This is a genomic window from Micromonospora okii, from assembly GCF_020884795.1.
Lineage (GTDB): Bacteria > Actinomycetota > Actinomycetes > Mycobacteriales > Micromonosporaceae > Micromonospora > Micromonospora okii.
Genome location: NZ_BBZF01000021.1, coordinates 111349 through 125687, shown reverse-complemented (window position 1 = coordinate 125687; position 14339 = coordinate 111349). Strand labels below are relative to the sequence as shown.

Annotated in this window: 11 protein-coding genes; 3 read left to right on the top strand and 8 right to left on the bottom strand. The window is 73.5% G+C overall.

What is annotated here, in order from left to right:
* Position 1: 1 nt before the first annotated feature.
* Both LPU43_RS20515 and LPU43_RS20510 read right to left on the bottom strand, forming a co-directional pair.
* Positions 2 to 304: a phosphopantetheine-binding protein gene (locus LPU43_RS20515; RefSeq protein ID WP_229402110.1), complete on the bottom strand. Its 303-nt coding sequence runs from the start codon at positions 302 to 304 to the stop codon at positions 2 to 4.
* Positions 305 to 405: 101 nt separating this feature from the next.
* Entirely contained in the window at positions 406 to 930 is a 525-nt protein-coding gene (locus LPU43_RS20510) for a GNAT family N-acetyltransferase (RefSeq protein WP_229402109.1), read from the bottom strand.
* A gap of 90 nt (positions 931 to 1020) precedes the next feature.
* On the opposite strand from LPU43_RS20510, the gene LPU43_RS20505 reads away from it, so the two are divergent.
* The 3 genes from LPU43_RS20505 (at position 1021) to LPU43_RS20495 (ending at position 5961) form a co-directional block, all read left to right on the top strand.
* On the top strand, positions 1021 to 2205 hold the full coding sequence (locus LPU43_RS20505) for a hypothetical protein (RefSeq protein ID WP_229402108.1): 1185 nt from the start codon (positions 1021 to 1023) through the stop codon (positions 2203 to 2205).
* A gap of 82 nt (positions 2206 to 2287) precedes the next feature.
* Positions 2288 to 4156, top strand: coding sequence for an ABC transporter ATP-binding protein (locus LPU43_RS20500; protein WP_229402107.1), 1869 nt, complete (start codon positions 2288 to 2290; stop codon positions 4154 to 4156).
* Positions 4153 to 5961, top strand: a complete 1809-nt coding sequence (locus LPU43_RS20495) for an ABC transporter ATP-binding protein (RefSeq protein ID WP_229402106.1) — start codon at positions 4153 to 4155, stop codon at positions 5959 to 5961. The genes LPU43_RS20500 and LPU43_RS20495 overlap by 4 nt, the downstream gene beginning before the upstream one ends.
* A gap of 73 nt (positions 5962 to 6034) precedes the next feature.
* On the opposite strand, the gene LPU43_RS20490 is transcribed toward LPU43_RS20495, so the two are convergent.
* From LPU43_RS20490 to LPU43_RS20465, 6 genes are all read right to left on the bottom strand, one after another.
* Positions 6035 to 7228 (bottom strand): glycosyltransferase, encoded by a 1194-nt coding sequence (locus LPU43_RS20490; protein WP_229402105.1) that lies wholly within the window; start codon positions 7226 to 7228, stop codon positions 6035 to 6037.
* A 29-nt stretch (positions 7229 to 7257) separates the two neighbouring features.
* A complete protein-coding gene (locus tag LPU43_RS20485) occupies positions 7258 to 8418 on the bottom strand; it encodes a BtrH N-terminal domain-containing protein (protein ID WP_229402104.1) in 1161 nt (386 codons plus the stop codon).
* Positions 8419 to 8557: 139 nt separating this feature from the next.
* On the bottom strand, positions 8558 to 10690 hold the full coding sequence (locus tag LPU43_RS20480) for a B12-binding domain-containing radical SAM protein (protein ID WP_229402103.1): 2133 nt from the start codon (positions 10688 to 10690) through the stop codon (positions 8558 to 8560).
* Positions 10691 to 11277: 587 nt separating this feature from the next.
* Positions 11278 to 12960 carry a long-chain-fatty-acid--CoA ligase gene (locus LPU43_RS20475; protein WP_229402102.1) on the bottom strand — a complete coding sequence of 561 codons (1683 nt, stop codon included), beginning with the start codon at positions 12958 to 12960 and terminating at the stop codon, positions 11278 to 11280.
* A 133-nt stretch (positions 12961 to 13093) separates the two neighbouring features.
* Positions 13094 to 13270: a hypothetical protein gene (locus LPU43_RS20470; RefSeq protein ID WP_229402101.1), complete on the bottom strand. Its 177-nt coding sequence runs from the start codon at positions 13268 to 13270 to the stop codon at positions 13094 to 13096.
* Positions 13271 to 13360: 90 nt separating this feature from the next.
* On the bottom strand, positions 13361 to 14068 hold the full coding sequence (locus tag LPU43_RS20465) for a spermidine synthase (protein WP_229402100.1): 708 nt from the start codon (positions 14066 to 14068) through the stop codon (positions 13361 to 13363).
* Positions 14069 to 14339: the final 271 nt, after the last annotated feature.

The following is a 14339-nucleotide window of genomic DNA, read 5'->3' as shown; positions in this document are numbered from 1 at the left end:
GCTACGCGGACCCGGTCGCGGAGTGGGGCCGGTCGAGGTCGCCCGGGCCGCTTCCGGCGGACCCGCCCAGCGACACCACCGTCTCCGCGATCGATGTGACGGTGCGGAAGGTGGACCAGTCGAGCAGGTCGGACGGGAACGTGACCGAGAACCTCCTCTCGATCAGGACGATCAGCTCGACGACGGCGAGGGAGTCGACGCCGAGCGCGACCAGCTCCGCGTCGGGGTCGTCCAGGGCGCGCGCGTCGGCGGCGCGGACGTACGGCCGCACCAGCTCGGTGATGGCCCTTCTCAACTCATCCACTACTGGGTCACGTTCCCTTCGGACGACAGCCGTGCGCTGTGCCGTACCCGGCGGACCCTGTCGGGTCACGTCGCTGATTCGTCGTCGCTCTTCGCCGTGGGCTACTCGGCGACAATCTTCTGCAGGTGGACCCGGCGCACGCCGTTCTCCGCCAGCGTCGGCCCGTGCTGGGTGAAGCCGAGCGCGTCGAGCATCCGCCGCGTCGCCTGGAGATCGGGGTTGGCCTCGCAGCGCAGCACGTCCGCGCCCCGCTCGTGGGCCAGCTCGACGGCCCGACGCAGGCACCGCAGACCGACGATCGAGCCCTCGTGCGCCGGCGCGACGGCCAGCCGTTGCAGGTAGACCGGGCTGGCGGCGGGCGGGTAGACGGAGAGGTCCATGCCGTGCGGGGGCTCGGGGGACAGCGTGAACGACGCCGCCGCCTCCGCGCCGTGGCGCAGCAGGTGCACCGAGCCCGCCCGCACCCGGCGCGCGGTGGTGTCGAGGCTGCGCACGGGAGCGGTCATCCCGTACCGGGCCGCCTGGTGTCCGTCACTGGCGCACAGCAGGGCGTGCGCCTCCGACGCATCCGTGGCGACCTCCCACGTCCACTGCGTCGGCCCGCCGTCTGCGCTCTCACTGGACACAGCGGTGAATCCTGCCCGGCCGGTTCTGCCTCGTCAAGCACGTCGCGGGCGGCCGGTGCCCGCATGATCATTGTGGATACAGTGATCACCATGACCGCCCACGATGTGTCGACGCGCGCCCGGTCCGCGCCGGCCCCCGCGCACCCGCCCGCCCCGCCGGTCCGGCTCTCGGCCTGCGTCATGGCGCATCCCGCCCGGCGGGCGGCGGCGGAGCGTCTCGCCGTGGCGCTCGCCGGGCTCGACGCGGCCGTGGCGACCGACCCGGAGCCCGGCCGCCCCGGCGGCACGCTGCGCACCTCGCGCCTGGCGTGGTCGCGGGTCGCGCCGGACGCGACGCACCACCTCGTGGTCCAGGACGACTCCGTCCTGGCGCCGGACTTCGTGCGGCACGCGCTCGCCGGGGCGCGCGCCCTGCCGGGCCACGCCCTCGGCCTGTTCACCGAGTGGGGGTCGTTCACCTCGTACGCCCTGCGGATCGCCGCGCTCGTCGGCACCGACTGGGTCGAGGTGGTCGACGGCTACATGCCGGCCCAGGCGCTCATCCTGCCGGCGGACGTCGCCCGCGAGTTCGACCGGTACGCCGCGCGGGCCACCACCGGCGAGGAGCCGGACGACGAGATGCTCCTGGGCTTCCTGCGGGCGGTGGGCGTGCCGATGGTCGTGTCGGTGTCGAACCTCGTCCAGCACGGCGACGAGGTGAGCATCGCCGGCAACGGCTGGCACGGCCTGCGCAAGGCCGCGTGCTGGCGGGCCGGCCCCGGGCCGGGCGGGACCGTCCTCGACCGGATCGCCGTCGTGCCGTTCTTCTCCTGGTTCACCGGGAAGGCCATCTGCCGGTTCCGGGACCGGCCGGACAGCGACGACTGGCGGGAGGTGCCGGCCGTCGACCTGCTGCGGGCCCACGGGCTCTCCGACGACGACGTGCGGCGGCTGATCCCCGACGGGGGCCCGTCGTACGCGGGCGACGCCGTGCCGGCCCACCTGACGCAGGCCCTCGTCACGGCGGCGGTCGCCGTGGGGCTCCTGGCGGGTGAGTGTGGCGCTCCCGCCGACGGCGCGTCGACCGGGCCGGTCCCGGCGGCGGCGCTGGCCACGCTCGCGCCCGGCGGCCTGCGCAACTTCGTGGACGGCTCCGCCCTTCCGACGGTGAGCGAACAGCTCGCGCCCGTCGTGGACGCGGCGGTGCGGCTGGGCCTGGAAACGGCGCGCCGGACGGCCCGCGTCGGCGGTGACCTGCCGGCGGTGCGGCACCCGTCCCCGCAGCAGCCCTGTTGATGATCACTCCGGCCGCCGTTAGGCTCGCCGGGTTCGGTGGTCGGCCCCCGGGTCGACGACCACGGGCGACATAGGAGGTTCGGTGGCACCGCTGGTGCTCGCCCTCAGGAAGCGCTCCACCCGCTGGGTGAAGATGCTCCGCCTGTTGCCGCACGCGGGGCGCGGCCTGGTCCTCGGCGCGCTCGCGCTGAACGTCACGCTCGGCCTGCTGCCGTCGGTGTTCATCGTCTCCACCAGCATGTTGCTCTCCCGCGTGCCGGCCCTCGCCGCGCAGCCTACGGGCCTGTCGTGGGACGGCATCGCGGTCGTCTTCGCGGTGGCGCTGGGCGCGTTCACCCTGCAACAGCTCCTGACGCCGTTCCAGTCCGCCGTCACCGAGGTCATCGCGCGTCGGGTCGACGAGGTGTGCGTCGGGCGGCTGCTCGACGCGTCGCTCGCCGACGCGCCGATCGCGCTGCTGGAGGACCCCGAGGCCCTGGACGTGCTCGCCGACGCGCGGGCGGCGTTCGAGCGGCAGGCGTACACCCCCGGCGACGCCGTCGGCGCGATCCCCGCGCTGGTGTCCCGCTACTGCCAGTTGGTCGCCGCCGTCGTGCTCGTCGGCGTGGTGCTGAGCCCGCTCGCCGGGCTGATCATGATGATCACCGCGCTGGTCATCCGGGCGGGGGTGCGCGGCACGCTGGGGCGGTTCGCGGCGGTGTCGGAGTCCCTGGCCGGGCACCGACGCCGGGCCGGGTACGTCGCCGGCCTGGCGACCGGCGCGACCGCCGCCAAGGAGATCCGCGTGTTCGGGCTGCTGGGCTGGCTGCGCGAGCGGCTGCGCTCCGACACCATGGCCAACCTCCGACCGATGTGGGCCGGCAGCCGACGCCTCCAGTTCTGGCCGTTCGTCGGGTTCTCCGCCGTGGGGTTCGTCGGTGGGGCGATCGCCATCACGATGCTCGCCGTGGCGGCCGGTCGGGGAGAGATCGACCTCTTCGCGCTCGCCGTCGCCCTCCAGGGAATCCTGATCCCCATGCGCTTCGGCGTCTACTTCCCGGAGTGCGACGTGCAGACGCAGTTCGGGCTGCACTCGTTCGAGGCCCTGGAGCGCTTCGAACGACGGGCGGACGCCGCCCGCCCGACCGCCGCGCGGGCGACGACGCCGCCGGTGCGGCCGAGCCGGGAGATCCGCTTCGAGAACGTGAGCTTCCGGTACGCCCCGGACGGCCCCGACATCCTCGACGGCCTGGACCTCACGCTCCCGGTCGGCCGTTCCACCGCCATCGTCGGCCTCAACGGCGCGGGCAAGACCACGCTGGTGAAGCTGCTCGCCCGCCTCTACGAGCCGACCGGCGGCCGGATCACCGTGGACGGGGCCGACCTGGCCGGCTTCGACCCCGACGGGTGGCGACGGCGGCTCGCGGTGATCTTCCAGGACTACGTCCGCTACGAGCTGACCGTGGCGGAGAACATCGGCCTCGGCGCGCCACGGCTGCTCGCCGACGACGAGGCGATCACGGCCGCCGCCGAGCGGGCCGGCGCGCTGGACGCCCTGCGGGGGGCGGCGGACCCGCTGCGCGTGCCGCTCTCCTCGCGCCATCCCGGCGGCACGGACCTGTCGGGCGGCGAGTGGCAGCGCGTCGCCCTCGCCCGGGCGCTGCTCGCCGTCGACGGCGGCGCGTCGGTGCTGGTGCTCGACGAGCCGACCGCGCAGCTCGACGTGCGGGCGGAGGTGGAGTTCCACGACCGCTTCCTGGCCACCGCGAAGGGGATCACCAGCGTCCTGATCTCCCACCGGTTCTCCACGGTCCGCCACGCGGACCAGATCGTGGTGATCGAGCACGGCCGGGTCGTCGAACGCGGCAGCCACGACGAGCTGATCCGACGCGACGGCCGGTACGCCGAGCTGTTCGAGTTGCAGGCGCGCAGGTTCCGGACGGACCCGGTCGACTCGACGGCGGTGCGATGAGAAGGATCGCCCTCGCGGCCGGGTTCCTCCTGCGCCTCGGTTACCGCACCGACCGCCGCAGACTCCTCACCGCGATCGTCCTGATGGCCGTGGGCTACCTCGCGACGCCACTGATCGGCGTCGTCCTCGCGGCCCTCACCAACGCCGCGATCGGCCGGGACGCCACGGTGGCGGTGCTGCTGGCCCTGGCCGCCGCCCTGCTGCTGGTCTTCGAGCTGACCATGATGCACTTCGCGCACCTGTCCTACTTCGAGTTGGGGGACCTGGAGCAGCTCGCCATCACCGACGAGGTCGCCTCGATCGTCAACGGCAGCGCCGGCATCGACCACTTCGACTCCCCGAGGTTCGTCGAGGCGCTGACCCTGGTGACCGAGAACCTGATCCGGGTGCGCAACGCGCTTGAGTCGACGCTCCAGTTGGGCGGCGTCGTGGTGCAGCTCGGCCTCACCTCCGTGCTGCTGGTCAGCGTCGACCCGTGGCTGGTGATGCTGCCGCTGGCGGCCCTGCCGCCGGTGCTGCTCAGCAACCGCGCGCAGCGGATGATCGACGAGGCCCAGCAGGCCGCCGCCGTCGACATCCAGGTCTCCCGACACCTGGTGAAGGTGGCCACGACCGGAAGCTCCGCGAAGGAGATCCGGCTCTCCGGCGCGCGGGACGCGGTGATCGCGCGGCAGCGGGCGGCCTGGGCGGCGACGACCGGCCGGCTGTGGCGGGCGCACCGGCGCAGCGCCCTGCTGCGCGCCGGGGGGCAGGTGCTCTTCGCGGCGGCGTACGGGACGGCGATCTTCCTCGTCGTCCGCAGCGCGGTGCGCGGCGAGGCGAACGTGGGGCAGGTCGTCCTGGTGCTCACCCTCGCGGTCCAGGTCAGCGTGCAGGTGGCCGGCCTGCTGGGGATGCTCGGGATGTTGCAGCAGATGGGTCGTACCGTCGAGCGCATCGACCTGCTGCGGCAGTTGACGGCCGCTCCCGGACGTGCCCCCGCGACCGGCCCGGCCCGCCGGGCGGAGGTGTCGGGGCCGCCCGCCCGGCTGCGGCGGGGCATCCGGCTGGAAAACGTCTCCTTCGCCTACCCGGGCGCCGACGAGCCGGTGCTGCGGGACGTGTCGATGGAGATCCCGGCCGGCAGCACGCTGGCGCTGGTGGGTGAGAACGGCGCGGGCAAGAGCACCCTGGTGCGGATTATCTGCGGCCTCTGCGAGCCGACCTCGGGCCGGATCACCGTCGACGGGGTCGACCTGCGCGAGCTGACCCCCGAGCAGTGGCGTTCCCGGGTCGCCACGCTGTTCCAGGACTTCGCGCGCTTCGAGCTGCTGCTGCGGGAGAACGTCGGGCTGGGCCGGCCGGAGGCCGTCGACGCCGACCAGGAGATCATGGCGGCGCTCGACCGGGCCGGCGCGCGGGGCATCGCGCGGGGGGTTCCCGGCGGCCTGGACGGTCTGCTCGGGCACGGTTACGGCGACGGTACGGAGCTCTCCGGCGGGCAGTGGCAGCGGTTGGGGCTGGCCCGCACCCTGATGCGACGCGACCCGCTGCTCGTGGCCCTCGACGAGCCGGCGGCGGCCCTGGACGCCCTGGCGGAACACGCGCTGTTCGAACGGATCGTGAACGCCGCGTCCGACGCGCGCGGAGAGCGGGGGATGATCACCCTCTTCGTGTCGCACCGCTTCTCGACCGTCCGGACGGCGGACCAGATCGCGGTCCTCCGCGACGGCCGGCTGCGGGAGATGGGCAGCCACGACGCGTTGATGAGCGCGAACGGCCTCTACGCCGACCTCTTCACCGTGCAGGCGAACGCCTACCGGTGACGGTGGCCGCGCGGCGGGGGCCGGGCGACCCGGCCCCCGCCGCGCGGCGGCGTCGGATCGCCCGGCCGTCGTCCTACTTCGTGCCGGCGAACCTCTCGTCCACCGGGTACCGGACCTCCTTGCGGGAGGACGCCGCCATGAACTCGCAGTAGGCGAGGTGGTAGGCCAGGCCGGCGAACTGCGGCACCGTCTCGTTGAACAGGTAGGTGAAGTGGTCGATCTCGACGCGCCCGCGCCAGTCCTGGATGAGGAGGCCGTCGTTGCGTCGCGCCACACCGCGCAGGATTTCGGCCGCGGCGTCGTACTCCTCCCGGGCCTGGCGGACCAGCCCACGGTTGATCTCGGCGTGCAGCAGGTCGGGTTCGAGCGCGAGCGCGCCCTGGAATGCCGCCTCGGCCTCGTCCAGCTCGTTGAGCATGAGGTGCAGGACGCCGACCATGTTCAGGAAGATGGAGTCGTCCGGGGCCAGCTTGGCCGCGGTCTGGAACGCCGCGAGGGCCTCGTACGGGCGGTCCGCCGCGCGGAGCACGTGGCCGTGGTAGGCCCACACCCGGGGCGCCGACGGGTCCGACTCGACGGCCTTGGAGCTCCACTCGACCGCCTGCTCGAAGTTGCCGAGGGCGCGGTGCAGGAAGCCCGCGTAGGCGGGCCACAGGCCGAGGCCGGGGTAGTCGGCGATCTGCTTCTCGGTGAGGTCGAGGTAGCGGCGCAGCTTGGCGACCCGGTCCGCGACCGGCCGGACGTTGCCGGGGTGGTTGAGGACCAGGCCCGAGGACGCGATGACGCCCCCCAGGTCCTCCACCGCCTCCTCCACCGACTCGCCGACGAGCCGCCGGTAGCGGATGTCCGGGTGGCTGCGGAACAGCCGCACCGGGCGGTCGACCCAGATCGCGCCCACGGCCGTGAGGTTGAAGCGCAGGACGCTGTAGGCGAGGTGGTCGTCGGGCGCCTGCGCGATGAGGGCGGCGACCCGGGGCCACTCGGTGGCGGGGAACTCCTCGTCCACGTCCAGGAAGAGCACCCAGGGCGTCTTCACCTGCTCCAGGGCCAGGTTCCGCGCGGCCGAGTAGCCGCCGTCCATCGTGGTCTGGATGAACGTGTCGGTGTGGGCGCGCGCGATCTCCTGCGAGCCGTCGGTCGAGCCCGTGTCCACGACGACGATGTCGGCGCAGACGGGGCCGGCCTCCGCGAGGCACCTCGGGAGGAACGCGGCCTCGTCCTTGACGATGAGGCACAGCGTCAGCTCTGGAATCTTGATCTTCTCCACGATCTCTCCATCTCTCGGATCAGGCCCGGCTAACCGCGCCGCAACGCCCGCCGGACCGTCGTCGCCCAGGCCCGCTCGGCCGCCAGCGCGTCGGCGTAGGCCGGCGCGAGCACGTCGTCGAGCGTCCCGCCGTCGGCGAGCGCCCGCTCCACCAGCGCGCGCCACCGGTCGGCCGCGGCTCCCGCCGCGAGCTGGCAGGCCGCCGCGTCGGAGGGGCTCGCCCCGGCCCGGTACAGGACCAGCCGCGTCGCGGCGCCCAGGATGCGCTGGCTGTCCACGTACCCGAACTGACGCCAGGCAGATTCTGGCGCGACCCCGGCCAGGAACTCGGCCTTGGCCCGCACCGGCTCCTCGCCGGCGAGCACCGCGTCGGCCACGTCCCCCAGCTCGGTCGCGGCGTCGCGGACCACGGCGGTCGCGGTCGTCGGCGTCGGCCCGGCCGAGACGGTCAGGACCTGCCCGACCAGGTAGGGGACGCCGTGGTCCGCCCAGGCCGCGTGCGCGCGGGCGAGGTGTGCGCTCGGCACGTACGCCGTCGTGCAGAGGTCCCCGACGACCTGCCGGAGGGTGACCGTCGGCTCGAACGGCACGGCGAAGCGCAGCGGGGTCTCCCACGGATCGAGCGGCGCCGGCCCGCCCGTCGAGTCGACGTGGAACAGCCGGGCGTTGGTCAGCGACTCGAGGTGCAGCCCGTCCAGCACGGTGAACATCTCGCGCCGCTCGCGGTAACCGGTCACCACGATGACGTGCCCGGAGTGGTGGCCGTCGTAGTAGGCGCGGCACGACGGCAGCTCGCCCATGTCCATGGGCAGCAGCGGGACGCGGTCCTCGCGCAGGAGCCCGGCGAGCGTCTCGACCACGTCCTCGCCCCCCGAGCTGAACGTGTCGAGACGCAGCCCCAGGTGGGCGCGGAAGATGCGGTCCTGCACCGCGTCCACCTCGGCGCCCAGCCCGCTGTCCCAGCCCGTCGCGCTGTCCGCCCCCCGCCAGCGGTCGGCGACGTCGTAGCGGTCCCAGCGGTGGGCGTAGTGGACCCAGAGCTGGAAGTGGACGTAGAAGGCGTCGTGCCGCTCCCGGCCCCACCGGGACGCGGCGAGCGCCCGGGGCACCCAGAAGCAGTGCAGCCCGTCCCGGTCGTACATGAGCGGGACGTGGGAGTGGGTGAAGCCGTCCAGGTCGATGTCGTCCATGTGCCCTTCACGCGCGTGGTCGTGCCGCATCGGCTCGTCCGATGCCGGCGTCCAGGTCCGGTGCCGACGGTCACGCGGCCCGACCGGGGCCGGAAGGGCGGCGTCGGGACCGTCGCGCGCCGACGCCGCCACCGCCCGGTCAGGCCGGCACGGGCTCCTCGTGGAGTTCGAGGTGCCGCCGCCGGTTCGCGTTGGTGCTGGCGAAGCTGCGCAGGTAGACCCGCCGGATGTCGTCGCGGCCCCGCGCGTCCCAGAGCCGCTCGTGGTGCTGGTAGCCCTCGATGCGCAGGGAGAACGTCACCGGCGCGGCGAGGGCGAAGTCGGCGAGCGGCTGCCTGAAGTTGGCGTTCTTCCAGCCGACCAGGTCGTAGCGGGACGTCAGGTGCACGGTCTCGGGCACCGGCTCGTGCAGCGGGATGAACGACTGGATCTGCAACTGGGTGATCACGTCCAACTGCTCCAGGAACGACTCCGACGGCGCCTCGCCGGTCAGCTCGCTGTGCAGCCGCAGGCCGCTCTGCGCGAACTCGTGCACGACCTCGGCGAACCGGCCCTCGGTGAACAGGTCGCTGAAGACGGCGTACTGGTAGCGCATCGCCCCGAACTGGTTGTCGGTGACCTGCTCCGGCTGCCGCTCGGCCAGCTCGCGGATCAGCTCGGCGACCTCCTCGCGGGTGTCGCGCATCATCGCCCGGTGGCCGTTGAGGAACCGGCCGGCGAACTCCGCCAGGGTCGGGCACTGCTCGGGGTCGGCCAGCATGGAGCGGATCACGGAGGTGGCCCGGACGCCGTTGGTCTCGAAGAAGAAGACCAGCTCCCGCAGCCAGCCGTAGAAGAGCGCGAAGTTGAAGAAGAAGATGAACTTGAAGAAGCCGAGGTACTCCTGCTCCGGGATCGTCGAGGTGGCGATCACGAGCTCGTCCATCTCGAAGGTCTGCACGGACTCGTACTCGGAGTATCCGTTCTCGGACAGGGCGAAGCGGGTCCTGATCCCGAACCTCTCGCGGTACTCCGCGAAGGCCATCTCGGCCTGGTCGAGGATGTTCAGCGCGTAGATGACGACGTTGTCGAAACGGTGGTCGAGCACCTTGTCCAGGGAGTTGGTGAAGGAGTCGATCGTCTCCCCGGGCAGCCCGAAGATCAGCTCGGTGGAGAGCACCAGGCTGTGCTCCCGGGCGAAGGCCGCTGCCTCCTCGATCGCGTCGTCCTTGACGTTGACCCGCTTGATGTTCTTCAGGACCTGCTTGTCCAGCGACTGGAAGCTGATGTTGAGCGGGATGAGGTCCCGCATGAGCAGGGTCACCTGCTTGACGTTGCGGGTCAGGTGCTTGTCGGTGTAGACCTGCACCACGGAGGGGTAGGAGAAGGTGTCCTTCACCTTGCGGATGTGCTCCGCGATCTCGACGTCGCGGGGCAGGATCCCGAAGTTCTCGTCGGCGATGCGCAGCAGGGGGTTCGACGTCCGCGCCTGGATGTAGTCGATCTCCTCCTTGACGCGCTCCACGTCGAACGCCCGCAGCTTGGACCACCAGTCGTGGCCCGCGACGCAGAACGTGCACCGGTACGGGCAGCCGCGTGAGGTCTGGAGCAGCGGGATGAACTCGGGATTGGCCAGGAAGCCGTCGCACAGGCCGGTCAGGTACGGCGACGGGATCTCCTCCAGGACGCCCACTCGCTCCAGCGGGTCGCCCTGGAGGAGCAGCCCCTCCTCGGTGAGCGAGTAGCACCCGGCCACCACCGTCCCCTTGACGTCGCCGGGGTCGGCCAGGCCCAGGCACGCCTCGACGAGGTTGGCCAGCGGCTGCTCGCCCTCGCGCGAGATGTAGAAGTCGGCGGCCCGGTTCCGCCGCAGGCCGGCCTGCGCGATGGGCTTCTCGGTGGGGATGTTCGGCCCGGCCACCGCGACGACGACCCCGGGGTGCCGCTGCTTCACGACACCGATCACCGCGTTGGTCAGCGCGGTGTTCCACGAGTAGTTGCCGAACGCGAAGATGTCGGGCACCTGCTCGGCCAGCGCCTCGTTGACCTGCTGCGTCGTCGCGAGCTGCCGGATCTGGACCGCGTCGCCGAAGCGCGCCCGCAGGTAGGAGTGCACGTAGGTCATCCCGAGCGGCACCGTCACGCGCAGGTTCTTCCCGGTCGTGCTGTGCAGGTGGGCCAGGAAGACGACGAGCGGCCGGCCGACGGCGGGGGTCCGGGTGCCCTGTGCGTGAGCGCGGGTGGCGAGGTTGCCGACCGGGATGAAGGTCTGTCCAGGCTGCTCGATGACCATGTGTGCCTGCCTCTCGGCATGGTGGACCGGCGGCTCGTCCGCCAGTTCGATGACGTGGCCGAGACGGGTCGCCCGGTGCGGATGAGGGACCAGAAGAGGGCGTCGCGGCCGACGTCGACATCGGCCGCCCGGGAAGCTACGTCGCGGCGCTCCGGTGTGGAGTGCGCGCCGTCCGACGCGCGCCGCGAGCCGTGCCGACGCCCGAAGTGGAGCGCTCCTCAGGGGACCGGGCCGCCGGGCCGGTGCCGGCGTCGCTCGGGCCGCAGGCGGGAGCGAAGGGGGAGCGAACAGGGGAAACCTTCACGCCGCATCCTTCCCGCGCATCGCCGGTCGGCTCGGTGATCTTGCCGAGGTCGGATTCGACGGTACGCGATCGAACGGCCGGAAACGACCCGTCGCGGCCTTCGATTTCCCCCTGGCGGCGCATTCGTTCGCGGCTCATGACGGTGTGAGATCCGGCCGTCGCGATCGGTGTCGACAGGGCGTCGCGGAAGCCCGGCGGCCCCGCCGCGTCGGGGTTCGCGCCTCGGCGCTCGCGCCTACGTCGCGGTGCCCGCCTCGGCCGCTCGCGCCCCCGGCACGGGCCGTCAGTCGGCGGCGAGCAGCCGGTCGCGGACCTCCCGGCGCAGCACCTTGCCGAGCTGCGAGCGGGGCAGGTCGGCCACCAGCACCACCCGGCGGGGCACCTTGTAGCCGGCCAGGTGCTCCCGGCAGCCGGCCCGCAGCGCGGCCACGTCCACGTCGGCGTCCGGGGCGGCGACCACCGCCGCGACGACCTCCTCACCGCCGTGTGCGGCGGGCAGGCCCACCACGGCGGCGTCGCGGACGCCGGGCAGCCGGCGCAGCGCGTCCTCCACCTCGGACGGGTAGACGTTGAACCCGCCGGTGATGATCAGCTCCTTGATCCGGTCGACCACCGTCACGAAGCCGTCCGCGTCCATCGTCACGATGTCCCCGGTGCGCAGCCAGCCGCCGGGCAGCAGCGCCCGCGCGGTCTCCTCGTCGCGCCGCCAGTACCCGCCGAACACCTGCGGGCCGCGCACCAGCAGCTCGCCGGCCTCGCCCGGGGCCCGGTCGGTCGACGGGTCGTCCGGGTCGACGACGCGCACGTCCGTGGAGGGGAAGGGCACCCCCACGGTGCCGGGCCGGCGGGCCGGGGAGACCGGGTTGCCGAGGGTGATCGGCGAGGACTCGGTCATGCCGTACCCCTCGACCAGCAGGCCGCCGGTGACCGACTCCCACAGCTCGACGGTGGCCGGCGGCAGCGCCATCGCGCCGGAGAGGGCGTACCGGACGGAGGTGAGGTCGACGCCGCGCTCCCGGGCGGTGGCGGCCAGCCGCTCGTAGATCGGCGGCACGGCGGGCAGGAACGTCGGCGGGCGGCGGCGGGCCGTGGCGAGGACCTGGTCGAGGTCGAAGCGGGGGAAGAGCACCAGCGTCGCGCCGATGCCGACGGAGAAGGTCAGGCAGAGCGTGAGCCCGTACGCGTGGAACAGCGGCAGCACCGCGTACACCGTCTCCGCGCCGTCGCGCAGGCCCGGCACCCACGCGCGGCCCTGCGCGGCGTTGGCCCGCAGGTTGCGGTGGGTCAGCATCGCGCCCTTCGGCGCGCCGGTGGTGCCGCCGGTGTACTGCAACAGCGCGGTGTCCCCGGGCCCGGGGGCCGGATGCGCGGCCGGCAGCGGCCCGGCGGCGGCGAGCAGGTCCGCCCAGCGCAGCGCGTCCGGGGCCGGGCCGGTCATCGCCGCCCGGGTCGCGCGGGCGGAGCGCACCGGCAGCCGCAGCGCCCACCGCTTGAGCCTGGGCAGCGCGCGGGTGAGGTCCACCGCGACGACGGTCTCCACCGAGCCCCGCCCGCGCACCAGCGGGGCGACCCGGTCCCAGACCACCGCGACCCGGGCCCCGTGGTCGGTGAGCTGCCGGTCCAGCTCCTGCGCGGTGTAGAGCGGGTTGTGCTCGACCACGATCGCGCCGAGCCGCAGCGCCGCGTAGAAGGCGACCACGTGCTGGGGGCAGTTCGGCAGCACCAGCGCCACCCGGTCGCCCCGGGCGACGCCGAGGCGGCGCAGCGCCTCCGCCGCGCGCTCCACCTGCTCGCCGAGTTCGGTGTACGTCGTGGTCGCGCCGTAGAAGTCGAGCGCCACCCGGGGGCCGAAGCGGCGTACGGCGTCGTGGAGCAGGTCGACCAGCGAGCCGGCGGGCTCGGCGACGGTGGCCGGCACGCCGGGGGCGTAGCTGCGCAGCCAGGGCCGCTCGGCGGTGGGGTGCACGGGGCTTCTCCTTGCGGCGGGCGGGGGCGGGTCGGCCGTCGGGGAAGTCCCCGGCCAGCCGCCAGCCTAACCCTACGGTTCAGTAACCTACGGTTGCGTAGGTCACTCGCCGCCCCCGCCGGCCGCCCGGCGCTCAGCGCCGACCGGCCGAGTGCCGCCCCGACCGGCGGCCCTTCACGTACGCCAGCACGACGACCGCGACCAGCGCGACCAGCCCGATGATCACCAGCCACCGGACGGCTTCGAGGAGCAGCCCGAGCAGGATCAGCGCCGCGCCGACGACGCCGACGACCCAGAGCAACGCCCGCATGTCCACCTCCCGTGCCCGAGGGGCCGCCCGTCCGGTCGACCCGGACCGCCCTTTCCCGGCCCCGCCGCCGTCATGCCTGGCGGGGGAGCGCTACCGGCGGGCGACGTAGACGGTGTTGGCGGACTCCCGCCCCTGCAACGGGTTGGGAAAGCGGACGACGTGGGCCACGGAGGTCGGGAAGACCCCGGTGAGCACCCGCTGGAACTCGGTGTCCGGCGGGTCGTTGGACCAGAGCGCGAAGACCCCGTCCGGGCGCAGCAGGTCGGCGAGCCGGCGCAGGCCGTCGGCCGTGTAGAAGGGGGCGTGGCTCGGGTGCAGCACGTGCCGGGGTGAGTGGTCCACGTCCAGCAGGATCGCGTCGAACCGCCGCCCGGCCTCGTCCGGATCGAAGCCGGTGCCGTCGGCCACGGCCGCGAAGAAGTCCGCCCGGACGAGGCGGGTGCGCGGGTCGTCGGCCAGCCCCGCCGCGAACGGCAGCAGCCCCCGCCGGTGCCAGTCGATGACGTCCTCGATCGCCTCCACCACCACCAGCGACGCCACCCGGGGGTCCTCCAGGGCGGTGCGGGCGGTGTAGCCGAGGCCCAGCCCGCCCACCACCACGTCCAGGGGCCCCTCGGTCAGCGGGGCCAGCCCGAGGCGGGCCAGCTCGATCTCCGCCACGGGGAAGAGACTGGACATCAGGAACTCGTCGCCGAGCTTGACCTCGTACACCTCGCGGTCCAGCGCCGGGTCGTGCCGCCGCCGCAGGCTGATCTCCCCGATCGGGGTCTCCCGCCAGGCCAGTTCCTCGAATCGCACGCCCACGGGTTTCCTCACGTCGCCGGGTCGAAGCGGATGTTACCGCCCGCGCCCACCCCCGGCCTGCGGCGCGCCCCCGTTCCCGCGTCGGGGTGGGCCCCCGTGACCGTGCCGGGCGCGCCCCCGTGCCCCGCCCGGCGGGGGCAGTTTCTCGCAAAGAGTGGCTATGCCGCGTCGAATGAGCCTTCATTCCGCGAAGGTGCGGGCCGCGCCGGGGCCGGAGCGGGGGAGAGGCGGGCCTGGAGGGCGGGCAGGTCGGGCAGGAACCAGA

What these genes read in the sequence shown, in the direction of transcription:
- LPU43_RS20470 (WP_229402101.1), bottom strand. Translation starts at nt 13,270, where the DNA reads ATGCGGGCGTTGCTCTGGGTCGTCGGCGTCGTCGGCGCGGCGCTGATC.
- LPU43_RS20480 (WP_229402103.1), bottom strand. Translation starts at nt 10,690, where the DNA reads ATGGTCATCGAGCAGCCTGGACAGACCTTCATCCCGGTCGGCAACCTC.
- LPU43_RS20505 (WP_229402108.1), top strand. Translation starts at nt 1,021, where the DNA reads ATGACCGCCCACGATGTGTCGACGCGCGCCCGGTCCGCGCCGGCCCCC.
- LPU43_RS20495 (WP_229402106.1), top strand. Translation starts at nt 4,153, where the DNA reads ATGAGAAGGATCGCCCTCGCGGCCGGGTTCCTCCTGCGCCTCGGTTAC.
- LPU43_RS20485 (WP_229402104.1), bottom strand. Translation starts at nt 8,418, where the DNA reads ATGGACGACATCGACCTGGACGGCTTCACCCACTCCCACGTCCCGCTC.